Origin of the sequence: Burkholderia sp. AU27893 (assembly GCF_002223205.1) — a bacterium.
Classification (GTDB): Bacteria; Pseudomonadota; Gammaproteobacteria; order Burkholderiales; family Burkholderiaceae; genus Burkholderia.
In genome coordinates this window covers 38784-64575 of sequence record NZ_NKFD01000002.1, presented here as the reverse complement: position 1 = coordinate 64575, position 25792 = coordinate 38784, and the positions used below count along the sequence as shown (strand labels likewise).

At 67.4% G+C, this 25792-nt stretch carries 26 protein-coding genes; 13 read left to right on the top strand and 13 right to left on the bottom strand.

All coding sequences use genetic code 11. The features are described 5' to 3' along the window. The first annotated feature begins 9 nt into the window (after window positions 1–9). From CFB47_RS13375 to CFB47_RS13340, 7 genes are all read left to right on the top strand, one after another. Window positions 10–294, top strand: a complete 285-nt coding sequence (locus CFB47_RS13375; protein WP_089440683.1) for a DUF333 domain-containing protein — start codon at window positions 10–12, stop codon at window positions 292–294. A gap of 145 nt (window positions 295–439) precedes the next feature. Next, a complete protein-coding gene (gene sugE / locus CFB47_RS13370; protein ID WP_071334771.1) occupies window positions 440–760 on the top strand; it encodes a quaternary ammonium compound efflux SMR transporter SugE in 321 nt (106 codons plus the stop codon). A gap of 204 nt (window positions 761–964) precedes the next feature. Then, window positions 965–1582 carry a DUF4126 domain-containing protein gene (locus CFB47_RS13365; RefSeq protein ID WP_089440682.1) on the top strand — a complete coding sequence of 206 codons (618 nt, stop codon included), beginning with the start codon at window positions 965–967 and terminating at the stop codon, window positions 1580–1582. After that, complete coding sequence (locus CFB47_RS13360) at window positions 1579–4194, top strand: ABC transporter permease (protein ID WP_179258949.1); 2616 nt, start codon at window positions 1579–1581, stop codon at window positions 4192–4194. Before CFB47_RS13365 ends, CFB47_RS13360 begins: the two co-directional genes overlap by 4 nt. Window positions 4195–4237: 43 nt before the next feature. After that, window positions 4238–4648, top strand: coding sequence for a group II truncated hemoglobin (locus CFB47_RS13355; protein ID WP_069248490.1), 411 nt, complete (start codon window positions 4238–4240; stop codon window positions 4646–4648). Window positions 4649–4753: 105 nt separating this feature from the next. Further along, entirely contained in the window at window positions 4754–5485 is a 732-nt protein-coding gene (locus CFB47_RS13345; RefSeq protein ID WP_089461440.1) for an alanyl-tRNA editing protein, read from the top strand. Next, the gene (locus tag CFB47_RS13340) at window positions 5482–6099 is read left to right on the top strand and encodes a DUF924 family protein (RefSeq protein WP_089456651.1); all 618 of its coding nucleotides are present in this window, start codon (window positions 5482–5484) and stop codon (window positions 6097–6099) included. The genes CFB47_RS13345 and CFB47_RS13340 overlap by 4 nt, the downstream gene beginning before the upstream one ends. A gap of 189 nt (window positions 6100–6288) precedes the next feature. Here the strand turns inward: CFB47_RS13340 and CFB47_RS13335 are convergent, their stop codons facing one another. The 11 genes from CFB47_RS13335 to CFB47_RS13285 all read right to left on the bottom strand — a co-directional run bounded on the left by CFB47_RS13335 (window position 6289) and on the right by CFB47_RS13285 (window position 15788). Next, window positions 6289–8181: a glycosyltransferase family 39 protein gene (locus CFB47_RS13335; protein ID WP_089461439.1), complete on the bottom strand. Its 1893-nt coding sequence runs from the start codon at window positions 8179–8181 to the stop codon at window positions 6289–6291. 229 nt (window positions 8182–8410) lie between these two features. Then, window positions 8411–9172 (bottom strand): SDR family oxidoreductase, encoded by a 762-nt coding sequence (locus CFB47_RS13330; protein ID WP_089461438.1) that lies wholly within the window; start codon window positions 9170–9172, stop codon window positions 8411–8413. Between the two features lie 22 nt (window positions 9173–9194). Further along, a complete protein-coding gene (locus tag CFB47_RS13325; RefSeq protein WP_048020480.1) occupies window positions 9195–9776 on the bottom strand; it encodes a TIGR00730 family Rossman fold protein in 582 nt (193 codons plus the stop codon). Continuing rightward, on the bottom strand, window positions 9773–10531 hold the full coding sequence (locus tag CFB47_RS13320) for a TetR/AcrR family transcriptional regulator (RefSeq protein ID WP_021161119.1): 759 nt from the start codon (window positions 10529–10531) through the stop codon (window positions 9773–9775). Before CFB47_RS13320 ends, CFB47_RS13325 begins: the two co-directional genes overlap by 4 nt. A gap of 205 nt (window positions 10532–10736) precedes the next feature. Next, the gene (locus CFB47_RS13315) at window positions 10737–11273 is read right to left on the bottom strand and encodes a diacylglycerol kinase (RefSeq protein ID WP_039370536.1); all 537 of its coding nucleotides are present in this window, start codon (window positions 11271–11273) and stop codon (window positions 10737–10739) included. Continuing rightward, window positions 11270–12304, bottom strand: a complete 1035-nt coding sequence (locus CFB47_RS13310) for a glycosyltransferase family 1 protein (RefSeq protein ID WP_059531147.1) — start codon at window positions 12302–12304, stop codon at window positions 11270–11272. Before CFB47_RS13310 ends, CFB47_RS13315 begins: the two co-directional genes overlap by 4 nt. Before the next feature lie 29 nt (window positions 12305–12333). After that, window positions 12334–13272, bottom strand: a complete 939-nt coding sequence (locus tag CFB47_RS13305) for a UDP-2,3-diacylglucosamine diphosphatase (protein WP_089440675.1) — start codon at window positions 13270–13272, stop codon at window positions 12334–12336. A 226-nt stretch (window positions 13273–13498) separates the two neighbouring features. Then, window positions 13499–14005 carry an RDD family protein gene (locus CFB47_RS13300; protein ID WP_089461437.1) on the bottom strand — a complete coding sequence of 169 codons (507 nt, stop codon included), beginning with the start codon at window positions 14003–14005 and terminating at the stop codon, window positions 13499–13501. A 6-nt stretch (window positions 14006–14011) separates the two neighbouring features. After that, window positions 14012–14776 carry a DUF3106 domain-containing protein gene (locus tag CFB47_RS13295; RefSeq protein WP_089456647.1) on the bottom strand — a complete coding sequence of 255 codons (765 nt, stop codon included), beginning with the start codon at window positions 14774–14776 and terminating at the stop codon, window positions 14012–14014. Window positions 14777–14802: 26 nt separating this feature from the next. Continuing rightward, the gene (locus tag CFB47_RS13290) at window positions 14803–15228 is read right to left on the bottom strand and encodes a DUF3619 family protein (protein ID WP_089456646.1); all 426 of its coding nucleotides are present in this window, start codon (window positions 15226–15228) and stop codon (window positions 14803–14805) included. Continuing rightward, a complete protein-coding gene (locus tag CFB47_RS13285; protein ID WP_089425985.1) occupies window positions 15225–15788 on the bottom strand; it encodes an RNA polymerase sigma factor in 564 nt (187 codons plus the stop codon). Before CFB47_RS13285 ends, CFB47_RS13290 begins: the two co-directional genes overlap by 4 nt. A 354-nt stretch (window positions 15789–16142) precedes the next feature. On the opposite strand from CFB47_RS13285, the gene CFB47_RS13280 reads away from it, so the two are divergent. From CFB47_RS13280 to CFB47_RS13250, 6 genes are all read left to right on the top strand, one after another. Continuing rightward, window positions 16143–17906, top strand: a complete 1764-nt coding sequence (locus CFB47_RS13280; protein WP_046544741.1) for an acetolactate synthase 3 catalytic subunit — start codon at window positions 16143–16145, stop codon at window positions 17904–17906. 112 nt (window positions 17907–18018) lie between these two features. Then, a complete protein-coding gene (gene ilvN, locus CFB47_RS13275; RefSeq protein WP_011352712.1) occupies window positions 18019–18510 on the top strand; it encodes an acetolactate synthase small subunit in 492 nt (163 codons plus the stop codon). A 95-nt stretch (window positions 18511–18605) separates the two neighbouring features. Further along, a complete protein-coding gene (gene ilvC / locus CFB47_RS13270; protein WP_039370562.1) occupies window positions 18606–19622 on the top strand; it encodes a ketol-acid reductoisomerase in 1017 nt (338 codons plus the stop codon). Window positions 19623–19749: 127 nt separating this feature from the next. After that, a complete protein-coding gene (locus CFB47_RS13265) occupies window positions 19750–20394 on the top strand; it encodes a phosphatidylserine decarboxylase (protein WP_089440671.1) in 645 nt (214 codons plus the stop codon). Between the two features lie 16 nt (window positions 20395–20410). Further along, window positions 20411–21283 (top strand): CDP-diacylglycerol--serine O-phosphatidyltransferase, encoded by an 873-nt coding sequence (gene pssA, locus CFB47_RS13260; RefSeq protein WP_069248477.1) that lies wholly within the window; start codon window positions 20411–20413, stop codon window positions 21281–21283. A gap of 319 nt (window positions 21284–21602) precedes the next feature. Further along, on the top strand, window positions 21603–23147 hold the full coding sequence (locus tag CFB47_RS13250) for a 2-isopropylmalate synthase (RefSeq protein ID WP_039370571.1): 1545 nt from the start codon (window positions 21603–21605) through the stop codon (window positions 23145–23147). A gap of 83 nt (window positions 23148–23230) precedes the next feature. Here CFB47_RS13250 and CFB47_RS13245 read toward each other — a convergent pair whose 3' ends face one another. Together CFB47_RS13245 and CFB47_RS13240 are read right to left on the bottom strand one after the other, a co-directional pair. Then, window positions 23231–24781: a SulP family inorganic anion transporter gene (locus CFB47_RS13245; RefSeq protein WP_089461436.1), complete on the bottom strand. Its 1551-nt coding sequence runs from the start codon at window positions 24779–24781 to the stop codon at window positions 23231–23233. A 37-nt stretch (window positions 24782–24818) separates the two neighbouring features. Continuing rightward, entirely contained in the window at window positions 24819–25460 is a 642-nt protein-coding gene (locus tag CFB47_RS13240) for a carbonic anhydrase (RefSeq protein ID WP_089456643.1), read from the bottom strand. Window positions 25461–25792: the final 332 nt, after the last annotated feature.

Sequence of the window (25792 nt, the reverse complement as noted above, 5' to 3'; positions counted from 1 at the left end):
GAGCGTGCAATGTCCGTCCGTCTGGTCGTCATCTGTGCGCTGGCGCTTGCCGCGTCTGGCGCGTTCGCCCAACCGCTGCCGCCCGGGCAGCAACCGTCGTCGCAGCAGCAGGCGATGGCCAATCCCGCGTCGGTCAATTGCGCCAAGCTCGGCGGCCGTCACACGACCCGCAACCTGTCGAGCGGGCAGGTCGGCATGTGCGTGTTCAAGGATGGCCGCGTGTGCGAGGAGTGGGCGCTGTACCGCGACGACCGCTGCGTCGCCGCCGTCACGCCGAAGCGCGTGTCGAACTGACCGGGCGCGGGGCGATCGCGCCCCTGATCGGCCGCGGCCACGCGCCGTGTCCGTAAGCATCTTGTTATACTCGGCGCCGCCCGGGGACGACCCCGGGTCATTCGTTTCAACGGGGACGGCCCCATCCGATACGGAGTACGTCGAGATGGCGTGGGTATTGTTGTTCATTGCCGGTTTGCTGGAAGTGGCCTGGGCGGCCGGCATGAAATCGTCGGACGGCTTCACGAAGCTCGGTCCGTCGGTGTTTACGATCGTGACGGCGCTGGCCAGCTTCGGGCTGCTCGCGGTCGCGATGCGCCAGTTGCCGCTCGGCACCGCGTACGCGGTATGGACCGGCATCGGCGCGGTCGGTGCGTTCGTGTTCGGCATCGTGATGATGGGCGAGGCGTTGAGCGTCGCGCGCGTCGCGAGCGCCGTGCTGATCGTCGCGGGGCTGATCGGCCTGAAGCTGTCGTCGGCTGCATAACAATGGCACCCGGGCGCACACACCCGGTTGCCGCACCGCGGAATTGCGCCGGCCGTGCGCCTGGCCTGTCTATAATGGAACGCATTCGGGCCTGAATACCGTCGTGCTTCTCGCGGCACGCGGTGCCGGTCGCCACGCGCCGCGCGGCCGTTCTGTCCGATCCGATCAATCGGCAAAGCGCACGGAAAGTGCAAGGAGAGGGCCATGATCGAAGCCATTTCGCTCGGCGCGGGGCTCGCGTGGGCGAGCGGCCTGCGCCTGTACCTGACCGTGCTGATCGCCGGCGTGCTGGCGCGGTTCGGCTGGCTCCATCTGCCCGACACGCTGGCTGTCCTGATGTCGCCGTGGGTCATCGGCGCGGCGGCCGTGCTCACCGTCACCGAATTCCTTGCCGACAAGATCCCCGCGTTCGACTCGCTGTGGGATGCCGTGCACACCTTCATCCGCATTCCGGCCGGCGCCGTGCTCGCAGCCGGCGCGCTCGGCCATGCCGATCCGACCGTGCTCGCGGTCGCGGGGCTCGCCGGCGGATCGCTCGCCGGTGCCGCGCACGTGGCGAAGGCCGGCACGCGCGCGATGATCAATCTGTCGCCGGAACCGATTTCGAACTGGATCGCGTCGTCGACCGAGGACGGCCTCGTGGTCGGCGGGCTCGCGCTCGCGTTCTTCGTTCCGCTCGCGTTCCTCGTGCTGCTTGCCGCCTTCATCGCGGCGTCCGCGTGGGCGCTCCCGCGCCTGTGGCGCGGTGTCTCGGGCGGCTTTCGCGGCATGGCGAACCACATGGTGTCGCGGCTCAACTCGATCGGGGGGAAGCGCGATTGAAGGGGCGGCAACACGCGGCGCAGCCGCCGGCCGGGCAACCCGGCCATGAGGTGAACGCGCATGCCGGCCGCTTCGGCCTGCGCGACCTGATCCACCAGGCCGCCCGCATGACCGCGCGCGACTGGCGCGCGGGCGAGCTGACGCTGCTCGTCCTTGCATTGGTGCTCGCGGTCGCGGCGCTGACGAGCGTCGGCTTCCTCGCCGACCGGCTGCGCCAGGGGCTCGAGCGCGACGCGCGCCAGATGCTCGGCGCCGATTTCGTCGTGCGGGCCGATCGTCCCGTCGATCCGTCGTTCGACCAGCAGGCCCGCGCGCTCGGCCTGCGTACTGCGACGACCGCCATCTTCCCGAGCATGATCGCGTCCGCCATGGGCGGGCAGGCGACCGACGCGGCGCCGTCGCGCCTCGCGGCCGTGAAGGCCGTGTCGCCCGGGTATCCGTTGCGCGGCGCGGTCGAGGTCCTGCCGGCCGGCGCGGCCACCGCGCAGAAGGCGGCTGCGATTCCCGCGCCCGGCACCGTATGGGCCGATCCGGCGCTGCTCGATGCGCTGCACCTGAAGGTGGGCGATACGGTGCGCGTCGGGCTGCGTACGTTCAAGGTCGCCGCGTCGATCTCCCGCGAGCTGGATCGCGGGTTTTCCTTCGTCAATTTCTCGCCGCGGCTGATGATGCGCGCGGATGAGCTGGCCGCGACGGGGCTCACCGGCTATGGCAGCCGTGTCACGTACCGGCTGCTGGTTGCCGGCGACCAGCAGGCCGTCGCGCGTTTCGAGGCGTATGCGCATGCACGCGTCGACGGCGGGAAGCAGCGCGGCGTCGGTCTCGAGTCGTTGCAGGAAGGCCAGCCGCAGGTGCGGCAGACGCTGGATCGCGCACGCCACTTCCTGACGCTCGTCGCGTTGCTCACCGCGCTGCTCGCGGCGGTCGCGATCGCGATGGCCGCGCAACGCTACATGCGGCGCCACCTCGACGGCTGCGCGACGATGCGCTGCCTTGGCGTGAGCCGCCGCACGCTCGGCGCGCTGTTCGCACTCGAATTCGTGGGCATCGGGATCGTGTCCGGCGCCGCAGGCGCGGTGCTCGGCTATTGTGGCCACTGGGCGTTGCTGGCCGCGCTCGGTGGCCTGATCGACGTGGTGCTGCCGCCCCCCACGCTGTGGCCGGCGCTGATCGGCATGGGCGCCGCGCTCGTGTTGCTGCTCGGTTTCGCGCTGCCGCCGCTCGTGCCGCTCACACGCGTGCCGCCGGTGCGCGTGCTGCGGCGCGAGTGGGGCGACGCGTCGCGCACGGCGTGGGCCGCGTATGCGGTCGGCGTCGTGCTGTTCGCGGGGCTGCTGATCGTGGCCGCCGGCAACCTGAAACTCGGGCTGATCGTCGCGGGCGGTTTCGCCGGCGCGCTGGTCGGCTTCGCGCTGATCGCACGGCTCGTGCTGTTCGCCGCCGCGCGCGCGGTGCGCAACGCCCGCGTGGCCGCGGGCGTCGGCTGGCGTTACGCGCTCGCGTCGCTGCACCGGCGCGGCACGGCGAGCGCGCTGCAGATCACCGCGCTCGCGCTCGGCCTGATGTGCCTGCTGCTGATCGCGATCACGCGCAACGACCTCGTCGCGGGCTGGCAGCAGTCGACGCCACCCGATGCGCCGAACCAGTTCCTGATCGACATCCAGCCCGATCAGCGCGCCGACGTCGCGGCTTATCTGGCCGCGCACGGCGTGCGCGACGCGGTGCCCGAGCCGATGGTGCGCGGCCGCCTCGTCGCGATCAACGGCAAGCCGGTGAATCCGGACGCCTACCCGTCCGAGGAGGCGCGCCGGCTCGTCGACCGTGAGTTCAACTTGTCCTATACGACCCGGTTGCCGTCCGACAACCGGATCGTCGAAGGCGACTGGTTCGGCACCGCGGCGACGCCGCAGATCTCGATCGAGGCCGGCCTCGCGAAGACGCTGAACGTGAAGCCGGGCGACGTGCTGCGCTTCGACGTGACGGGGCTGACGGTCGATGCGCCGATCACGAGCGTGCGCAAGCTCGACTGGGGTTCGTTCCGCGTCAATTTCTTCGTGCTGATGCCGCCGCCGGTGTTGAAGGATTTCCCGGCCGTGTACCTGACGAGCTTCCATTTGCCGGCGTCGAATGCCGCGCTGCTCGATCCGCTGATCGCGCGCTATCCGAACCTGACCGCCATCGACGTCGCGCCGATTCTCGCGCAGTTGCAGCGGATGATGCTGCAGGTGGTCGGCGCGGTGCAGTTCCTGTTCATGTTCACGCTCGCGGCCGGCGTGCTCGTGCTGTACACGGCGCTCGCCGGTACGCGCGACGAGCGGGTGCGCGAGGCGGCGCTGCTGCGCGCGCTCGGCGCGTCGCGCGCGCAGGTCAACGCGGTGCAGCGCGCGGAATTCGTCGTGGTCGGCGCACTGGCCGGTGCGCTGGCGTCGGCGGGCGCGATCGCGGTCGGCTGGGTGCTCGCGTCACGTGTGTTCGACTTCCAGCTCGCCGTCGATCCGTGGCTCGTGCCGGCCGGCATCGCGGCCGGCGTCGCGTGCGCCGGTGCGGCCGGCTGGCTGAGCCTGCATAATGTGCTGCGGTGCCCCGCGCTGCAGTCGCTGCGCGACGCATGAGCGTCGCCGGCGGCCCCGAAGATCCTGTTTTCCGACTATCCGTATGACCGATGTGAATGACGATGCGCCGTCGCAGCCGACGGCGTTCGAGCTCGTGGGCGGTGAAGCCCGCGTGCGCGAAATGGTGGACCGCTTTTACGACCTGATGGATCTCGAGCCCGAGTTCGCGCAGATTCGCGCGCTGCACCCGGATTCGCTCGACGGTTCGCGCGACAAGTTTTTCTGGTTCCTGTGCGGGTGGCTCGGCGGCCCCGACCACTACATCAGCCGGTTCGGCCATCCGCGGCTGCGCGCGCGGCACCTGCCGTTCCCGATCGCGTCGGTCGAGCGCGACCAGTGGCTGCGTTGCATGGCGTGGGCGATGGAGGACATCGGGCTGCCCGAGCCGTTGCGCGAGCGGCTCATGCATTCGTTCTACGACACGGCCGACTGGATGCGCAACCGGCCCGGTTGATCGACCGGTACGCCGCCGCCCGCGCGCGGGGCGATCTGCGTCTGGGCGCGTGCGCCGCGTGGCGCGACACTGGCCGCTTCCCCCCATCGATACGAGGCTCGCCCGATGACGACACAAGCGCTGTTTCGCGAAGACGCGTACCTCACCCAATGCGACGCGGTCGTCCTGGCCATCGGCGACGACGGCATCCGGCTCGACCGCACCGTGTTCTATCCGCTCGGCGGCGGCCAGGCCGGCGACACCGGCACGCTGACGCTGCCCGACGGCAGCACGATCGCGATCGCCGATACGCGCAAGGCCCGGTTCGACGGCGCGACGCCCGACGACGCCGTGCATGTGCCCGCACCGGGGCAGGAGGCGAGCGTCGCGGCGCTCGAGCCCGGTACACGCGTGGTCGCGGAGATCGACTGGCTGCGCCGCTATCGCCACATGCGGCTGCATACCGCGGCGCACCTGATGTGCGCGGTGCTGCCGTACGCGGTCGACGGTTGCAGCGTGACGGCCGACTACGTGCGGCTGGATTTCGCGACGTCCGACGCGATCGACCGCGATGACGTCGAGCGGCGCCTCGCCGGCCTGGTGGGCGGCGCTCACCCGGTTACGACCGAATGGATCACCGACGACGAGATGGCCGCACGGCCGGACCTCGTGCGCACGATGAGCGTGAAGCCGCCGACGGGCCTCGGCCGCGTGAGGCTGCTGCGCATCGAGCAGGTCGACCTGCAGCCGTGCGGCGGCACGCACGTGCGCAATACGTCCGAAATCGGCGAGCTGCGGGTCGCGAAACTGGAAAAGAAGAGCGCGCGCACCCGGCGCCTCGTACTGGAGTTTGCATGACGATGGACACCCCCCACGCGGGCGCGGCGGCGCTCGATCGGCAAGCGCGAGAGATTCTCGATTTCTGGTTCGGCCAGCCGGGCTCGGCCGAATTCGGGCAGAACCGCAAGGTCTGGTTCAACGGCGGCGCGGCGTTCGACGACGTGCTGCGCACGCGCTACGGTGCGTTGCTCGACGCGGCTTGCGACGGCGCATGCGATCACTGGGCAAGCTCGCCGTCGGGGGCGCTGGCGTTGATCGTCGTGCTCGACCAGTTCTCCCGCAATATCCATCGCGGCACGCCACGCGCGTTTGCCGCCGATCCGAAGGCGCTCGCGCTCGCGCGCCGCGTCGTCGCGGCCGGCTGGGACGCCCAGTTGCCGAGCGGGCATCACCGCGCGTTTGCGTATCTGCCGTTCGAGCACGACGAGTCGGTCGAGAGCCAGCGTGAGGCCGTGCGCCTGTGCGCGGGCATTCGCGACGAAGCAGGGTGCGAGAGCTATCACCGCTTCGCGTTGCTGCACGCGGCCGTCGTCGAGCGCTTCGGCCGCTTTCCGCACCGGAACGCGATTCTCGGTCGGGTATCGAGCGATGAAGAGACGGCGTTTCTTCGCGAACCTGGTTCGTCGTTCTGACGATTCGGGCAGCGGCGTGACGCGGGAAGAGGGGAGGCCCGTGGAGTTACGCGGGCACGGTGGCGGCAGGGCACGCCGGTCGGCGGCGCGCATTTCCCGATGGCTGTTCGCTGCTCGGGCGGTGGCGCTCACCACGCCACGCCGGGTACGAGGGCAAGCATGGCGGCGCGGCCGCCGTGCCGCCCCGCATTACTCAACGTGCTGTTCAGGCGTGCGCACGTACACGCGCAGCAGTTCCTCGTTGTCGCCCGGGCGGGCGCCCGTCCAGAACAGTTTCCATTCGTCGCCGGGCGCCGGATCGACGGCCCGCACGCCCTGCACGATCATCCAGGTGCAGCGCGTCGTCTTCGCGTCGGCGATCGGCGTGTGCTGGATGCCGGAGAAGTAGTACAGCATCGGCGCTTCCGATTCGCCGAGCCCGTGCAGGCTCGCCATGCAGTCGCCGTCGTTCCATTCGAGCGCGAGATGCGCGTTCAGGTCGTCGAACACCGAGCGGTAGCTCTTCGCGACGTCGAGCCACGGCAGCAGCAGCGTGTAGATGAGCCCCCATGCAACGAGTGCGCCGGCGCCCCACGACAGCACGCCGCGCCAGACGCCCGTCGTACGCAGCTTCGGCAGCAGCGTCAGCCAGCCGACCGTCAGCACGAGCGCACCGATCACGAGCGCGGGTTCGATCGGCATCGTCCAGTCGAGCGGCAGCCAGCGGCCGAGCAGCGTCAGATCCTTGCGCGACGCGGCCGGATCGGCCATCACCGCCCAGATGGCCCAGGCGAGCGCGGCGGCCGTGCCGAACAGGATGCGGCTCAGGTAGTCCCACGCGAGATGCAGCTGGCGCGGCAGGCGGTCGATCGCCTGTGCGGCGACCAGCGCGAGCGGCGCGAAGAACGGCAGGATGTAGAGCTGGCGCGACGTCGCGGACACTTGCAGCACGACGAGCCCGATGACCGTGAACATTACCGGCAGCGCAATGCGCGGCGTGCGCCAGTCGCGCCACGCACCCCGCGCGAGCGCGACGATCGCGAGCGGCGCGACCGGGAAGCCGACGAGCAGGAACGCACGCAGGATGAAGAACGGCTTGTCGTTTTCCGCGCCTAGTTCGGGGACGGAGAAACCGAAGAAGCGGCCGACGTTGTTATCCCAGAACCACGTCATGAACAGCGTCTCGGAGCGCAGGAACAGCGCGGTCGGCCAGACGAGCGCGAACGGCGCGAACACCAGTGCGGCGACGCCGAGCGAGCGCGCGAACGCGCGGGTGCGGCAGGCCGGATAGAGCACCATCGCGCCGACGAGCGTCGCGGCAAACACGAGCGGCACGAACAGCCCCTTCGTCATCAGCGCGATGCCGACGCCCGCGCCGAAGATCGGCGCGGCCCAGCGGCCCGACGGCCGGACCGGCAGCCCGTGCCGCATCTGCTGCGCGCGCGCGACGTGCTGCATCACGAGTTCGAGCAGCCCGCAGAACGCGATTGCCGTGCCGGCGAACAGCGCGACGTCGGTCATCATGTCGTGCACGTGCTTGATGACCACGAGTGTGCCGGCGCTCAGCACGACGGGACCGATCACGCGCAGGTCGAACCAGGAATCCGCGCGGCTGGCGACGCGCGCCGCGCGCGCGATGAAGCCGAATGCCAGTGCGGCGAACAGCGCGCTCGCGAGCCGGGCCGCGTCGTGCAGCGGCATCACGCGTTGCAGCAGCCAGGCGAGGCTGGTCGCGACCCACGCGTAGAGCGGTGGCTTTTCCATGAACGGCAGGCCGGCATTGGTCGGCACGACGAAGTCGCCGGTCTCGAGCATGTGCTGGATGATGCCGAACGTGTAGGTTTCGTCCTGCTTCCACGGATCGTGGCCGAGCACGCCCGGCAGCGTATACGCACAGATCAGCGCGGCGACGAACAGCCACGCGCGCCAGCCGAGCAGGCGCGAGCGTTCGCGCGTCGTGCTGGTGGCGGCGCTCGAGGCGGCGACGGGCGTGCCGGTGGCATCGAGCGTTGCGGTGAGATCGGCGTCGGCGGTCGAATGGGTGTACTGGGCCGGAGCGGGCACAGACGTGCGTCGCCGGCTGGGCGCTGCGGTTCCAGGCATGGAAGGAATCTCGGGTCGAGTCGAGCGGATCCGGCGACGTGGGCAGGACCGATTGGGGCCATATCAAAGGCCAACGGACGGGTGTTTATGACACCTGTCTGAATGTCCGCTAGTAGACCACGGAATTGTTACGGTGGATTACCGTTCGTGTCACGAAATTGTGGAGATTTGTGGTGTCGTGACGACGGATGGCTTCGGGCGGCGGTTTTTGATGCGCCGCAGTGCGGAATTACCGGCCGCCGCCGACGTCGAGCAGGGCGCCCGTCGTGTAGGACGCCGCGTCGCCCAGCAGCCAGACGATCGCTTCGGCGATCTCCCGCGCTTCGCCCGCGCGGCCGAGCGGCGTCGTGGCGCCGAGGCGGGCCGCACGGCCCGGTTGGCCGCCGCTCGCGTGAATGTCGGTCTCGATCAGGCCGGGGCGGACCGCGTTGACGCGCACGCCGTGCGGGCCGAGTTCCTTCGCGAGACCGATCGTCAGCGAGTCGACCGCGCCTTTCGACCCCGCATAGTCGACGTACTCGTTCGGCGAGCCGAGCCGGGAGGCGATCGACGAGACGTTGACGATTGCGCCACCGCGGCCGCCGCGATCGGTGGAGAGCCGGCGCGCGGCTTCGCGCGCACACAGATACGCGCCGAGCACGTTGGTGTCGAACATCCGCCGCAGCCGGTCGGCCGGCATGTCGGCAAGCGGCATCGACGGCGCGACGATGCCCGCGTTGTTGACGAGCGCGTCGAGGCGGCCGAATGCGGCCGTGACGGTGTCGAACATCGTGATGACGTCGGCTTCGTTCGCGATGTCGCCCGCGACGACGCACGCGCGGCCGCCCGCGTCGCGGACGGCCTGCGCGGTGAGTTCGGCCGCCGCCGCGTCGCGCGCGTAGTTGATGCCGACGTCCCAGCCGCGCTCGGCCGCGAGCACGGCGGTCGCGCGGCCGATGCCGCGGCTCGCGCCGGTGATGAGGACGGCCTTGCGATCGGACGATGCGGTCATCGCGTGCGGGTTCCGGTGACGGTTACTTGGCCGCGTCGGGTGCCCACTTGTCGCGGGCGGGCGGCTGGTAGCGGCGCAGTCGCTCGATCAGCTCGACGGGTTCCGACTCGACGCACAGTGCGTCGAAATAGGCCGGCCGCATGAAGCCCTCGTCGACCGTATGACGCAGCAGCGCGATCAGCGGATCGTAGAACGAATCGATGTTGTAGACCGCGACGGGCTTGCGGTGATAGCCGAGCTGCGCCCACGTATAGACCTCGAAGAGCTCCTCGAGCGTGCCGGCGCCGCCGGGCATCGCGACGAACGCGTCGGAGAGATCGGCCATCATTTTCTTGCGATGGTGCATGTCGGGCACGACGTGCAGTTCCGACAGCCCCGTATGGCCGACTTCCTTGTCGACGAGCAGTTCGGGGATCACGCCGACCGCACGGCCGCCGGCCGCCATCACTTCGTCGGCGATCACGCCCATCAGGCCGACCCGGCCGCCGCCGTAGACGAGCGTGAGGCCCGCATCGACGAGCGCGCGGCCGAATGCGCGCGCGGCGTCGGCATAGACGGGCCGCACGCCGGACGACGAGCCGCAGTAAACACAAACAGCCTTCATTGCTTGGAGTCCTTGGCGGGTGCCTGCCCGGTGACGACGGGGCTGTCGGCGGGCCGCGGCGAACCGTCGCGCGGCGGCAGGTAGTCGGTGAACTGGCGCTTCGGCAGCTTGCCGGAGACCAGGTCGTCGAACAGCTGGCGCGAACGGCCGCGCAGGTACGGTGCCATCACGGAGATCACGTGCATGCTGACCTGGTGCAGTTCCTCGCGGATCGCGTCCTGGTCGTTGTATTTGCGCGGATGCATCACGTACTGATACGACAGCCAGTACGTCGAAATGACGGCCATGTTGGTGGCGATGACTTCGATCTCGGCGGGCGTCGCGACCATCTCGGCGTCGGACACGAGCAGCTCGCACATGTCGCGCGCGAAGCGCACCTTGTGGCTGATGATCTGCTTGAAGTGCGTCTCGAGCGTGCGGTTGCGGGCGAGCAGGTCGTTGAGGTCGCGATACAGGAACCGGTAGGTCCACATGAAATCGGCCATGTACTGCAGGTACGACCAGGTTTCGTCGATCGTCGGACGATGATCTTCGGGAAAGCGCAGCCGCCGTTCGATCTGCTGCTCGAACTGCGCGAAGATGCTGTTGATGATGTCGTCCTTGTTGCGGAAATGGTAGTACAGGTTGCCTGGACTGATTTCCATTTCCTCGGCGATCGTCGTGGTCGTGACGTTCGGCTCGCCGATCTCGTTGAAGAGTTTCAACGACAACTCGAGAATCCGTTCGCGGGTGCGGCGGGGAGGTTTCGCTTCCATGTCGTCCGGCCCTGTGTGTGCCGGACTGGCGGGCGCTGCAATCGATGCTGCGTGATTCGTCCGGCGCGGGTTGCTGTTCTATGTCTAGCGGACGATTATAAACCGCGGTTTCGCCACATCGGGGCATTTCGTGATCGCCGCCCCGCGCGGCGCATGGTGCAGCGCCGCACGCGGGCGGTGCGCCAGGTACCCGCGGGGCAGCCGTCTAGAAGCCGAGCCAGCGTGCGACGACGGGGCCGAGCACGAAGCCCCACGTCGTCACGCACGCGAACAACGCGACGGTCACGGCTGCGCTGCCGAGATCCTTCGCGCGCTTCGAGAGTTCGTGACGCTCGAGCGAGATGCGGTCGATCGCGGCCTCGACGCTCGAGTTCAGCAGCTCGACGATCAGCACGAGCAGCACCGACGCGATCAGCAGCGCACGCGATGCCGCCGGCACCGGTGCGAACGCGCCGATCGGGAGCATCAGCGCAGCGAGCGTGAGCTCCTGGCGAAACGCGCTTTCCTCGCGGATCGCCACGCGAAAGCCGTTCAGCGAATGCTTGAGGGCGTACCAGGCGCGCGTGATGCCGCGATGGCGCTTGTACGGGTTCGGCGGCAGCGGCGCGAGCCGATCGTCGGGGCCGAGCGGCTCGTGCGCGTGCACGTCCGCGTCGGCATGCGGCTCTTCCTCGTCGAACGGGCGATGCCGTTGCGGCGTTGCGTCGGGGGGCGGGATTTTGTCGTTCAGGTCTCGTTTCAAACGGCGGCACCTTCTGCTGGCGAGTACGCGGTCTTCGGCAGCGGCTTCAGATGCGACGCGAACTGCTCGGATGCCGCGCGCCACGAGAAGCGTTCGGCCCACGCGCGCGCAGTGGTGCGTTCGATCTTCAGCGCCTCGAGGCAGGCTTCCTGCAGGTCTTCGTGCATCGCGCCGGCGTCGCCTTCGCCGAGCACGTCGATCGGGCCCGTCACGGGATACGCGGCTACCGGCGTGCCGCAGGCGAGCGCCTCGAGCAGCACGAGGCCGAACGTGTCGGTGCGACTCGGGAACACGAACACGTCGGCCGCAGCATACACCTTGGCGAGCTCGGCCTGTGACAGCACGCCGAGATAGTTGGCTTCCGGATAGCGCGACTTCAGCTCCGCGAGCGCGGGGCCTTCGCCCGCGACCCACTTCGAGCCGGGCAGGTCGAGGCGCAGGAATGCCTCGACGTTCTTCTCGATCGCGACGCGGCCCACGTACAGGAAGATCGGCCGCGCGGTATTGAGCACCTTCGATTCCATCGGCCGGAACACGTCGAGATCGACGCCGCGCGTCCACAGCACGACGTTCGTGAAGCCGAATTTCTCGAGGTCCTGCTTGACGACCGGCGTCGGCGCCATCACCGCGAGCGACGGGCCGTGGAACCAGTGCAGGAAGCGGTAGGTCGCGGCGAGCGGGATGCCGAAGCGCGCCTGCACGTATTCCGGAAAGCGCGTGTGATACGCGGTCGTGTACGGCAGCTTGCGCGAACGCGCGTAGCGTCGCGCGGCGAGGCCGAGCGGGCCTTCGGTCGCGATGTGCAGCGCGTCGGGGGCGAACGCGTCGATTCGCGCGCGCAGCTTGCGGTACGGCAGGATCGACAGGCGGATCTCCGGGTAGGTCGGGCAGGGCACCGTACGGAATTCCAGCGGCGTCAGCAGTTCGACACGGTGGCCGAGCGCGGTGAGTTCGCGCGACGTGCTCTTCAGCGTGCGCACGACGCCGTTGACCTGCGGTTCCCACGCGTCGGTGACGATCATGATCTTCATCGCGGCTTTGTCCTGTAAGTAGGTGTGTGTCAGGCAGTGGCCTTGGCCTTGCGCGACGTGGTCTCCGTCGGTGCGGTGCGCATCACCGTCCAGTAGACGATCTTCAGTTCGCCTTCCATCGTTTCGACGAGGGCGGACAGGCTTTCGACCCAGTCGCCGTCGTTGCAGTACAGCACGCCGTCGATGTCGCGGATCTCCGCCTTGTGGATGTGGCCGCACACGACGCCGTCGCAGCCGCGGCGGCGCGCCTCGTCGGTCATCACGGTCTCGAACTGAGAGATGAAGTTGACGGCGTTCTTGACCTGGTGCTTCAGGTACTGCGACAGCGACCAGTACTGGAAGCCGAGCCGGCTGCGGATCCGGTTGAACCAGCGGTTGAGCACGAGGATCAGCGTGTAGAGCGTGTCGCCGAGGTACGCGAGCCATTTCGCGTGCTGGATCACGCCGTCGAACAGGTCGCCGTGCACGATCCACAAACGTTTGCCCGCGAGCGTCGTGTGGAACGCCTCGCCGCGCACCTGGATGTCGCCGAACGCGAGATCGCAGAACTGCCGCGCGCCTTCGTCGTGGTTGCCGGGGATGTAGACGACCTGCGTCCCCTTGCGTGCCTTGCGCAGGATCTTCTGCACGACGTCGTTGTGCGCCTGCGGCCAGTACCAGCCCTTCTTCAGTTGCCAGCCGTCGATGATGTCGCCGACGAGGTACAGGTACTCCGAATCGTTGTGGCGCAGGAAGTCGAGCAGGTACGGCGCCTGGCACCCGCTCGAGCCGAGGTGGATGTCGGACAGCCAGATGGTGCGGTAGCGGTGGGCCGACGAGTCGGGGTCGTCATGCTGCGTGGCGTGCCCGGCAGGCGGGTCTTGCGACACCAGCCCGTCGGTTGCGGCAGAACCGGACAGGAAAGCTGTGGCGGCGCGGGCGCCGATGGGGTGACGGAACAGGGAGGTCGCGGACGATTTCTGGCCCATGCATGACTCGCGCCGGTTGACATTACCGGCATTCCGCCATGCGGGCGTGACTGTGCCATGACAGTCACGAGACGTTCTTATTACGCCCCCTGTAGGGTGTTTAGCAGTGAATGGCGGGGCGTTGCGTGATGTGCCGTACGGAACGGCTGGCCATTGTCGGGCAAGGCTGCCGGGCCCGGGCGGAAGTTGCGTCGGGGAGGTGTTTTCGTCAGGCGAATGCGGTGCGTCAGCGTGGTAGCGCGACGACGCGCGTGCGGGCGATCCGGTCGTGCGGAAACTGGCGCCCGGCATGCAGCCGCGCGGCGCCGGCCCAGACGGCGATCCATGCGGCGGTGAGTGCGAGCGTGACGGGGACCGACAGGCTGAGGAGCGGATGCAGCGCGAGCGGCGGCAGGAACCACAGCCAGCCGAGCGCATAGCGGACGAGCGCGTGGCCCGCGCTCAGCGGCCGGCCGCTCGACGATTCGAGCCGCAGCCGCCAGGTCTTCATCGGCAGCGTCTGGCCGCCGTGGGTCCAGAACCAGACGAAGTACGCGCCGACCACGAGCGTGATCCACGCGGCGAGCAGGTTGTGATGGACGAGGCCGTTGCGTTGCTGCGTTGCGAGGCTGAACGCGAGCCCGGCGAAGAACACCACGCCGAACAGCAGCACGCCTTCGTAGAGCAGTGCGGCGAGACGCCGCCGCACGGACGGCGCGGCGGCCGGGGTTTCAGGTGCGGGGGCGTTCGTCACGGGCGCTCAGGAGCCCTTGAACAGCGAGGGCGCGTCGGCGGGCGACACCGGCGCCACGGCGGCCGGCGCGGATGCGGTGCCGGCCGTCGACGATGCGGGTACCGGCGGCGCGACGGCGGCCGAGACGGGCGCCGGTGCGGTGGCCGGGCCGCTTGCCGGGTGTTCGTGCGAATTGACGAGGCGGCGCACGTCCCGGTCGGCGACGGTCGGCGGCGCACTGACGACGCTCGGCCGGCGGCGGCGCTCGGCGGCCGCGAGACGTTCCTTCTGCTCTTCCGGGAGTTGCTGGTATGCCTTCCACGCCCGCTCGCGCGCCTGCGCGGAAAGCTCCTTCGCACTCTGGTAGTTCTCGCGCGCGACGCGGCGCTGCTCTGGCGTCATCTTGGCCCATTCGGTCATCCGGTCCTGCAGGCGCTTTTGGTCATCGGGCGTCAACTTCGCGAAACGCGATGCGATCTTCAGCCATTTGCGCTTGCGGGCATCGCTGAAACCGTCCCACTGGTCGGCGAAGGGCGCGAGCGCCGCGTGCTGCGCCGGCGTGAGGCGCGCCCACGACAACGGGCCGGTAGCGGCCGGCAGCGGCAGGGGCAGGGGTAGCGGGGGGAGTTCGGTGCTCAGCCCGGTCGCGGCCGATGCAGGCGCGGCAGGGCTGCTGACCGCGGCGGCGGTCGTCGCGGGGGCCGGGTGGAATCGTGGGTAAGTGGCGACGTAGGAAACGGCGATCGCGATTACGCATCCGAAAAATACGGCCAGGCCGCGCTTCTGACTCACCCGTGCGATCCCCTCGTTATTGTCTGTTAGTGAGCGCGCGACAGATACGCGTTGAACCCGTGGTCGAGATACGCGTTGAGCGGCAGGTCGTCGCTGAGCATCGCCGCGTCGATGTCGGCGAGTTCGGCGGTGCGCTGCATGTCTTCCCAGTAGGCGATGCCGACGAGCCCGGCGAGCAGCAGGGCCAGCGGCCACGCGCGCAGCAGGCGGCGCGCGAACGACGCCTGCGGGCGGCTCGCGGGCGCCGTGCCGTACGCACCGGCCGCGCCGGCGAAGGCCGGCACGAACACCGGCACGGTCGCGGCTTCGGGCTTCTTGCGCGCGAGCGCAGCCCGGCGGGCGACGGCCAGACGGTCGGTGGTCGCGGCAGGCAGGTCGGCCGCGCACTCGTCCAGCGCGCGGCGCACCTTCAACGCGAATTCGTGTTCTCGATTTGCGGGAGCGGAGCTCATAGCGTGATTCCTTTGGCCTTGAGCGCGTGCGCCAGCGTGTGGGTGGCCCGTGAGCAGTGCGTCTTCACGCTGCCCTCGGAGCACCCCATTGCGGCGGCAGTCTCGGCGACATCCATATCTTCCCAATAACGCATCAGGAACGCTTCCCGTTGACGCGCCGGAAGCTTCTGGATTTCTTCGTCGATCAGGGCCAGAACCTGCTCTCGTTCGAGGCGGTGCTCGCTGCTTTCGACGCCCGCGTTGTCGTCCGCGGATTCGAGTGTTTCGAGCGGGTCGAAATCGTCGTCGTCGCTGCTGTTCAGCGACGAGAAGAGCGTGACCCACGTGTTGCGGACTTTCTGCCGGCGGAACCAGTCGTGGATCGCGTTCTGCAGGATCCGCTGAAAAAGTAGCGGCAACTCGGCCGCCGGCCGGTCGCCGTACTTCTCCGCAAGCTTGATCATCGCGTCCTGCACGATGTCGAGCGACGCATCGTCGTCACGCACGGCGTACGCAGCCTGCTTGAACGCGCGCCTTTCGACGCCCGCCAGAAAGTCGGCGAGTTCCTTGTCTGATGCCATTCCGTGAAGGTATGCGCTGCGGGCCGCTGCGTGGTGTAAAAGGGCGAAAAATTTCGTAAAACCCGCGGATGCTATCAAATTTTCGCGCCGCTTGGCACCGGGTTGGGCGCCGCACGTTGCGCGCGAGCCGCGCCGGCGGGTGCCGGGCGGCGCCCATGATGCGCTGCGGGATATTTTGCTTGACGACCCCCTCGCGACCCGCTATCGTCAATGATTCGCAACATGAAGTGATGGTCTCATTTGAGGCTGGCCCAAGAAGCCTGCCCTTCAAACTGGACGCGCCGCTTGAACCCGAGCCACAAGCCCGGCAGAGAGCACCCGATCAATTTTTTGCCGAAAATTCGAAAGGTCAAAATGAACATGCCCAGCGCGGAATTCTCCACGTCGGAACCCCTTTCCCCTCCCGATAGCGACTCCATCGGCGGTACCGTGCTCATGAAGGCACTGGCCGATGAAAACGTCGAATTCATCTGGGGCTACCCCGGCGGCTCGGTACTCTACATCTACGACGAGCTTTACAAGCAGGACAAGATTCAGCACGTGCTGGTGCGCCACGAACAGGCGGCCGTGCACGCAGCCGATGCGTATGCGCGTTCCACCGGCAATGTCGGCGTCTGTCTCGTGACGTCGGGCCCCGGTGTCACCAACGCGGTGACCGGCATCGCCACGGCGTACATGGATTCGATCCCGATGGTCGTGATCAGCGGCCAGGTGCCCACGGCCGCGATCGGCCAGGATGCCTTCCAGGAGTGCGACACCGTCGGCATCACGCGTCCGTGCGTGAAGCACAACTTCCTCGTGAAGGACGTGCGCGACCTCGCGGAAACCGTCAAGAAGGCGTTCTATATCGCCCGCACCGGCCGTCCGGGCCCGGTGCTGATCGACATCCCGAAGGACATCTCGAAGACGCCGTGCGAATACGAGCCCGTCAAGAGCGTGTCGCTGCGTTCGTACAACCCGGTCACGAAGGGCCATTCGGGCCAGATCCGCAAGGCCGTGTCGCTGCTGCTGACGGCGAAGCGTCCGTACATCTACACGGGTGGCGGCATCATCCTCGCCGACGCGTCGCGCGAACTGAACCAGTTCGCGGACCTGCTCGGCTACCCGGTTACGAACACGCTGATGGGCCTGGGCGGCTATCGCGCGTCGGACAAGAAATTCCTCGGCATGCTCGGCATGCACGGCACCTACGAAGCGAACATGGCGATGCAGCACTGCGACGTGCTGATCGCGATCGGTGCACGCTTCGACGACCGCGTGATCGGCGACCCGGCGCACTTCGCGTCGCGTCCGCGCAAGATCATCCACATCGACATCGACCCGTCGTCGATCTCGAAGCGTGTGAAGGTCGACATCCCGATCGTCGGCGACGTGAAGGAAGTGCTGAAGGAGCTGATCGAGCAGCTGCAGACGGCCGAGCATGGCCCCGACACCGAGGCGCTCGCGCAATGGTGGAAGGACATCGAGGGCTGGCGCTCGAAGGATTGCCTGAAGTACGACCGCGAAAGCGAGATCATCAAGCCGCAGTACGTGGTCGAGAAGGCGTGGGAGCTGACGGACGGCAATGCGTTCGTGTGCTCGGACGTCGGCCAGCACCAGATGTGGGCGGCGCAGTTCTACCGTTTCAACAAGCCGCGTCGCTGGATCAACTCCGGCGGCCTCGGCACGATGGGCTTCGGCCTGCCGGCAGCGATGGGCGTCAAGATGGCGCACCCGGACGACGACGTGCTGTGCATCACGGGCGAAGGCTCGATCCAGATGTGCATCCAGGAACTGTCGACCTGCCTGCAGTACGACACGCCCGTGAAGATCATTTCGCTGAACAACCGCTATCTCGGCATGGTTCGCCAGTGGCAGCAGATCGAATACAGCAAGCGCTATTCGCATTCGTACATGGATGCGCTGCCTGATTTCGTGAAGCTCGCCGAAGCGTACGGCCATGTCGGCATGCGGATCGAAAAGACCTCGGATGTGGAGCCGGCGCTGAAGGAAGCGTTGCGCCTGAAGGACCGCACCGTGTTTCTCGATTTCCAGACCGATCCGACCGAAAACGTCTGGCCGATGGTACAGGCCGGCAAGGGCATCACCGAGATGCTGCTCGGATCGGAAGATCTGTAACGGCGCGACGCGCGCCTGAGCCCGATGCGGCCGCCTTCACGAAGGGCGGTGCGGCACGCGGCAGCGCGCGGCGCGAGTGAATCGACACGGACACATTCTGGAAGAAGCGAACATGAGACACATCATTTCCGTCCTGCTGGAGAACGAACCGGGCGCGCTGTCGCGCGTGGTCGGTCTGTTTTCCGCACGCGGCTACAACATCGAAACCTTGACGGTGGCGCCGACCGAAGACCAATCGCTGTCGCGGCTCACCATCGTTTCCATTGGCTCCGACGACGTGATCGAACAGATCACGAAGCATCTGAACCGCCTGATCGAGGTGGTGAAAGTGGTGGACCTGACCGACGGTGCACACATCGAACGCGAGCTGATGCTGATCAAGGTACGTGCAGTGGGCAAGGAGCGCGAAGAAATGAAGCGGATGGCGGACATTTTCCGCGGCCGCATCATCGACGTGACCGAAAAGACCTACACGATCGAATTGACGGGCGCGAGCGACAAGCTCGACGCATTCATCCAGGGGCTGGACGCGGGCGCGATCCTAGAGACCGTGCGCACCGGCAGCTCCGGCATCGGACGCGGCGAGCGCATCCTGAAGGTGTGATGCCGGACAGGCACGCCGGGTGCGCCGTCATGTCCCGGCCCGCAGTACTCCATCCGAACGAATTGTTGAATTTTTGAATTAGCGAAGGAACCATCATGAACGTTTTCTACGACAAAGACGCTGACCTCTCCCTCATCAAGGGCAAGCAAGTCACGATCATCGGCTACGGCTCGCAAGGCCATGCACACGCGCTGAACCTGAAGGACAGCGGCGTGAACGTGACGGTCGGCCTGCGCAAGGGCGGCGCGTCGTGGAGCAAGGCCGAAAACGCAGGCCTGTCGGTCAAGGAAGTCGCGGAAGCGGTGAAGAGCGCCGACGTCGTGATGATGCTGCTGCCGGACGAGCAGATCGCCGACGTGTACGCGAAGGAAGTCCACGCGAACATCAAGCAGGGCGCGGCGCTGGCGTTCGCGCACGGCTTCAACGTCCACTACGGCGCGGTGATCCCGCGCGCCGACCTCGACGTGATCATGATCGCGCCGAAGGCACCGGGCCACACGGTTCGCGGCACGTACTCGCAAGGTGGCGGCGTGCCGCACCTGATCGCGGTTGCGCAGAACAAGTCGGGCGCGGCACGCGACATCGCGCTGTCGTACGCGGCAGCGAACGGCGGCGGCCGTGCGGGCATCATCGAAACCAACTTCCGTGAAGAAACCGAAACCGACCTGTTCGGCGAGCAGGCCGTGCTGTGCGGCGGTACCGTCGAGCTGATCAAGGCCGGCTTCGAGACGCTGGTCGAAGCAGGCTACGCGCCGGAAATGGCGTACTTCGAGTGCCTGCACGAACTGAAGCTGATCGTCGACCTGATCTACGAAGGCGGCATCGCGAACATGAACTACTCGATCTCGAACAACGCCGAGTACGGCGAGTACGTGACGGGCCCGCGCATCGTCACGGAAGAGACGAAGAAGGCGATGAAGCAGTGCCTGACCGACATCCAGACGGGCGAGTACGCGAAGAGCTTCATTCTCGAGAACAAGGCAGGCGCACCGACGCTGCAGTCGCGCCGCCGCCTGACGGCCGAGCACCAGATCGAGCAAGTCGGCTCGAAACTGCGCGCGATGATGCCGTGGATCGCGAAGAACAAGCTCGTCGACCAGTCGAAGAACTAAGCACCGCGTGCTGATCCGGCCCCTCGAATAGAGGGCCGGTACCAAAAAGCCGCCCGAAGGCAGCAGTGCCCCGGGCGGCTTTTGCTATCCTACGGGCTTTGCAATTCACCGAACACAGAACGAATCCATGAACTATCCTCATCCGATCATCGCGCGCGAAGGCTGGCCGTTCATCGCGATTGCAGCCGTCGTCGCGCTGTTGATCCATGCTGTCGGGGGCTTCGGCTTCGCGTGGCCGTTCTGGCTGCTGCTCGTCTTCGTCGTCCAGTTCTTCCGCGACCCGCAGCGCCCGATCCCGGCGCAACCGAACGCGGTGCTGTGCCCGGCGGACGGCCGCATCGTCGCGGTCGAGACCACGCAGGATCCGTACGCGAACCGCGAAGCGCTGAAGATCAGCGTGTTCATGAATGTCTTCAACGTCCATTCGCAGCGTTCGCCGGTCGATGGTGCGATCTCCAAGGTCGAATACTTCCCGGGCGCGTTCCTGAACGCGGCGATCGACAAGGCGTCGACCGAGAACGAGCGTAATGCGGTCGTGATCCAGACGGCGAGCGGCAAGACCGTGACCGCCGTGCAGATCGCCGGCCTCGTCGCGCGCCGGATCCTCTGCTACGTGCGCGCGGGCGAACCGCTGTCGCGCGGCCAGCGCTACGGTTTCATCCGCTTCGGTTCGCGCGTCGACGTGTACCTGCCGCTCGGCAGCCGCGCGAAGGTGTCGATCGGCGAGAAGGTCTACGCGTCGTCGACGATCCTCGCCGAACTCGAACAGTAAGCGGCGGGGGCGCACCATGGCCGCATTCAAACCGCGTCGGCCGCGCAACGGCGCCGGCCAGACGCCACGTCCGTTCCGGCGCAACAAGGTGATGGCACAGGATCCGGTGCCCATCGAGAGCCGCCGTGCCGCGCGCCAGCGGTTCCTGAAGACGCGCGGCATCTACCTGCTACCGAACGCATTCACGACCGCCGCGCTGTTCTGCGGCTTCTTCGCGGTCGTGCAGGCGATGAACGTGCGCTTCGAGATCGCCGCGATCGCGATTTTCGTCGCGATGGTGCTCGACGGGATGGACGGGCGCGTGGCACGCATGACGCATACGCAGAGCGCGTTCGGCGAGCAGTTCGACAGCCTGTCGGACATGGTGTCGTTCGGCGTCGCGCCCGCGCTCGTGATGTACGAGTGGGTGCTGAAGGATCTCGGCCGCTGGGGCTGGCTCGCCGCGTTCGTGTACTGCTCGGGCGCCGCGCTGCGCCTCGCGCGCTTCAATACGAACATCGGCGTCGTCGACAAGCGCTTCTTCCAGGGGCTGCCGAGCCCGGCCGCCGCCGCGCTGATCGCCGGCTTCGTGTGGCTCGCCACCGACAACCGCGTGCCGATGAAGCTCGGCTGGTTGCCGTGGGTCGCGTTCGTGCTGACGATCTACGCGGGCGTGACGATGGTGTCGAACGCGCCGTTCTACAGCGGCAAGGCGCTCGACGTGCGCCACCGCGTGCCGTTCGCGGCGATCCTGCTGGTCGTCGTCGCGTTCGTGCTGGTGTCGTCCGATCCGCCGCTGATGCTGTTCTGCCTGTTCGTGCTGTACGGGCTGTCCGGCTACGTGTTCTGGGGCTACATGGCCATCCGCGGGCGCGCGAATCCGGCGCGCTCGTCGCAGCGCGACCACTGACGCATGCGCATGCTTCGCCCGAAAACGGCGGCCTCAGGGCCGCCGTTTTCATGTGTCCCTGGTTCAGCCCGTGCGGCCGGAAACCCCGGGTGCCGTCCGATTGCGCACCCAACGGAATGCCGCTATAGTCTTTGGCATGACTGCATTTTCCCGCCTCTCCCTCCTTCTAGCCGGTGCGCCGCTACGCGCGCTAGCTTCGGCGCGCCTGCCGCGCTGACCGTTCTCGCCCCCCGTCAAGCTTCGTCTGTTGTCGAGCGTCGCCAGCGGTGGCGCGATCTCGTTACGTTTGACTTCCGTATAAAGAGCCCTGGAGCCCCCCATGACAGACAAGCTGATCATTTTCGATACGACGTTGCGTGACGGCGAACAATCGCCCGGTGCGTCGATGACGAAGGAAGAGAAAATCCGCATCGCGAAGCACCTCGAGCGGATGAAGGTCGACGTGATCGAGGCCGGCTTCGCGGCCAGCTCGAACGGCGATTTCGACGCGATCCACACGATCGCCGGTCTCGTGAAGGACAGCACGATCTGCTCGCTGGCGCGCGCCAACGACAAGGACATCCAGCGCGCCGCTGACGCGCTGAAGCCGGCCAACAGCGCGCGGATCCACACGTTCATCGCGACGTCGCCGCTGCACATGGAGAAGAAGCTGCGGATGACGCCCGACCAGGTGTTCGAGCAGGCCCGCCTCGCGGTGCGCTTCGCGCGCAAGTTCACCGACAACGTCGAATTCTCGCCGGAAGACGGCAGCCGCTCGGATCTCGACTTCCTGTGCCGCGTGCTGGAAGCCGTGATCGCGGAAGGCGCGACGACGATCAACATCGCCGACACGGTCGGCTACGGCGTGCCGGAGCTGTACGGCAACCTCGTGAAGACGCTGCGGGAGCGCATTCCGAACTCGGACAAGGCGATCTTCTCGGTGCATTGCCACAACGACCTCGGGATGGCGGTGGCGAACTCGCTCGCCGGCGTGAAGATCGGCGGTGCGCGCCAGATCGAGTGCACGATCAACGGCCTCGGCGAGCGCGCGGGCAACACGTCGCTCGAAGAAATCGTGATGGCCGTGAAGACTCGCAAGGACTACTTCGGCCTCGACGTCGGCATCGACACGACGCAGATCGTACCGACGTCGAAGCTCGTGTCGCAGATCACCGGCTTCGTCGTGCAGCCGAACAAGGCGGTGGTCGGCGCGAACGCGTTCGCGCATGCGTCGGGCATCCACCAGGACGGCGTGCTGAAGGCGCGCGACACCTACGAGATCATGCGCGCGGAAGACGTGGGCTGGACCGCGAACAAGATCGTGCTCGGCAAGCTGTCGGGTCGTAACGCGTTCAAGCAGCGCCTGCAGGAGCTCGGCGTGGCGCTCGACAGCGAGAGCGAACTCAATGCCGCGTTCATGCGCTTCAAGGATCTGGCCGACCGCAAGGCCGAGATCTTCGACGAAGACATCATCGCGATCGTGTCCGAGGAATCGGCGCTCGCGCACGAGCAGGAGCACTTCAAGTTCGTGTCGCTGTCGCAGCGTTCGGAGACGGGCGAGCAACCGCAGGCGAAAATCGTGTTCGCGGTCGAAGGCAAGGAAGTGACCGGTGAAGCGCGCGGCAACGGCCCGGTCGATGCGACGTTCAATGCGATCGAGGGCGAAGTCGGCAGCGGTTCCGAGCTGCTGCTGTACTCGGTGAACGCGATCACGACCGGCACGCAGGCGCAGGGCGAAGTGACCGTCCGGCTGTCGAAGAGCGGGCGGATCGTCAACGGCGTCGGCACCGATCCCGACATCGTCGCCGCATCCGCGAAGGCGTACATCTCCGCACTGAACAAGCTGCATTCGAAGGACGACAAGGTCAATCCGCAGCGCGCATAAGCGCAGCGCGCCTCGCGTCACCGACACGCCCCGTGCGGCCCTGTGCCGCCGGGGCGTTTTTCATTTACCCGCTCATCCACTGCTCATTCGGCAGCCGGCGCGCGGAACAGCCAGCGGCGCGCGGCCGTACGCGGCGCCGGGCTGCGCCGCCGGAACTCGACCGCGATCCCGCGTCGCGGCGCATCGGCGACGAACGCATCGAGCAGTTCGAGCACGTCGTGATCGATATAGTCGGCGCGCGTCGCGTCGATGATCACCGCGGCCCGGTCGGGAATGTGCCGCAGGTGATGCTTGACCTGCACCTTGCCGAGAAACGACACGTCCTTGCGGAACGACAGCAGGAAGTGGTCGTCGTGCTGCGCGAGCGTGACGGGGCTCTTCAGGTTCGCGACGGCGACCGCCAGCACGCTGCACGCGAGGCCGAGCGCGATGCCGAACAGCAGGTCGACCGCGAGCACGCCGGCAATCGTCGCGGTGAACGGCACGAATGCGGCCGGACCCTGTTTCATCACCGAGCGGAACAGCGCCGGCTTCGCGAGCTTGAAGCCGGTGTGGATCAGGATCGCGGCCAGGCTCGCGAGCGGGATCAGGTTGATCAGGCCCGTGAGCGCGAACACGCTCGCGAGCAGCAGCACCCCGTGCACGATCGCCGACATCCGGCTTTGCGCGCCCGCATTGACGTTTACCGAGCTGCGTACGATCACCGACGTGATCGGCAGCCCGCCGACCGCGCCCGCGACGAGATTGCCGACGCCCTGGGCCTTGAGTTCACGGTCGGGTTGGGTCGGCCGGCGCTTCGGGTCGATCTGCTCGACGGCTTCGAGGCTCAGCAGCGTCTCGAGGCTCGCGACGACCGCGAGCGTGATCGCGACCCGCCACACGTCCGGATTGACGAGCTGCGCGAAGTTCGGGCCGAGCTCCGCATGCTTGAGCGACGCCGTGAAGGCCGCGAACGATCCGAGTTCGGGCAGCGTCACGCGATGGGCGGCGCCCGGCGCCACTGACGGCGCGACGACGCTCAGCACGAGCGTGGCGCCGATCCCCAGCACGACCACCGCGAGCGGGGCCGGCACCGAACGCACCAGCGCGAAGCGGCGCAGCGCGGGGGTATCCCACGCGACCAGCAGTGCGAGCGAGGCGAATGCGACGGCCGTCGCGGCCCACGCGACCGGCAGGCCCGGCCAATTCGCAAACGATTGCGCGGCCGAGCCGCCGATGCCGAAGGCGAACGGAATCTGCTTCACGATCAGCAGCAGGCCGATCGCGGCGAGCATGCCCTTGATGACGGACGACGGCACGTAGGCGGCGAAGCGGCCGGCGCGCAGCATGCCGAACCCGAACTGCAGGACGCCGGACAGCAGCACCGCGAGCAGGAACGCGGAGAAGCTGCCGAGTTGCGCGATGCCTTCGACGACGATCACGACGAGGCCGGCGGCCGGCCCGCTGACGGACAGCGACGAGCCGCTCAGCAGCGCGACGACGATGCCGCCGACGATCCCGGACACGAGCCCGGCGAACGGTTCGACGCCGGATGCATTGGCGATGCCGAGACACAGCGGCAGCGCGACGAGGAAAACGACGACGCCGGCGACGATGTCGCGCGGCAGGGTGGACAGGCGCTCGTTCAGTTTCATGGTTGGGGCGATTTCATTGGCTTGGGGGCGGGGTAGGTCAGCCGAGCGCGCCGGCCGTCGCGGCCTGCACGGGTTCGACGTCGGCGGGCGACGTGGTGTAGCCGGAATCGAGTTCCTGCAGTCGGCCGTCGACGAGCGAAAAGATCCAGCCGTGCACGAGCGGTGGCCGCTCGCGGCCCTGCACGATCGGGGACGCGCGCAGCAGCCTCACCTGTTCGAGCACGTTGAGTTCGGCGAGGCGGTCGGCGGCGGCCGCGTCGTCCAGCCCGTCCAGTGTGTCGCGATGGCGCCGCGCGAGCGCGCAGAGTGGCGCGATGCGGCGCGCGACGTGCGGCAGGTCGGACGGCGGCGGCAGCAGCGACGCGCGTACGCCGCCGCATCCGTAGTGCCCGCACACGATGACGTGGTCGACCTGCAGCACGCGTACCGCGTACTCGAGGACGCTGGCGGAATTGTCGTCGTCGGGATGGAACAGGTTCGCGATGTTGCGATGAACGAACAGCTCGCCGGGCGCGCAGTGCGTGATGGTCTCGGCCGGCACGCGGCTGTCGGCGCAGCCGATCCACAGCACGCGCGGATTCTGGCCGCGCGCGAGCGCGTCGAAGAAGCCGGGCGTGTATTCACGCGTCTCTCGGGCCCAGGCGATGTTGGCAACCAGCATGCTCTTGGGGCGATTCATGAGGACTCCTTTCTGATAAAGGCAAACGAATATCGGCAAAAATGTCGCAATGGCATTCTTTCTAAATTGAAAGGTTGGTTTTCGACTGATATTAGGGGTATGCCCTAGCACTTCGGGGGTGTTGAAACAATTTGTTTCAAATTGAGTTGGCGTAGTGCATTGCGTGCACCAATTCGCCGCATGACCTGCGCTGCGTAAGCCCGTTTTCGCGCAAAGGCCCGCATGACGGGGATGTCAGCGAGGTGCCATCGAAATGTCATCGATCGGAAAAGATTTCCGTCGCATTTTCGAAATTAATCAGGAGGCGGAAAAAAGGAAATGGCCATTCACGC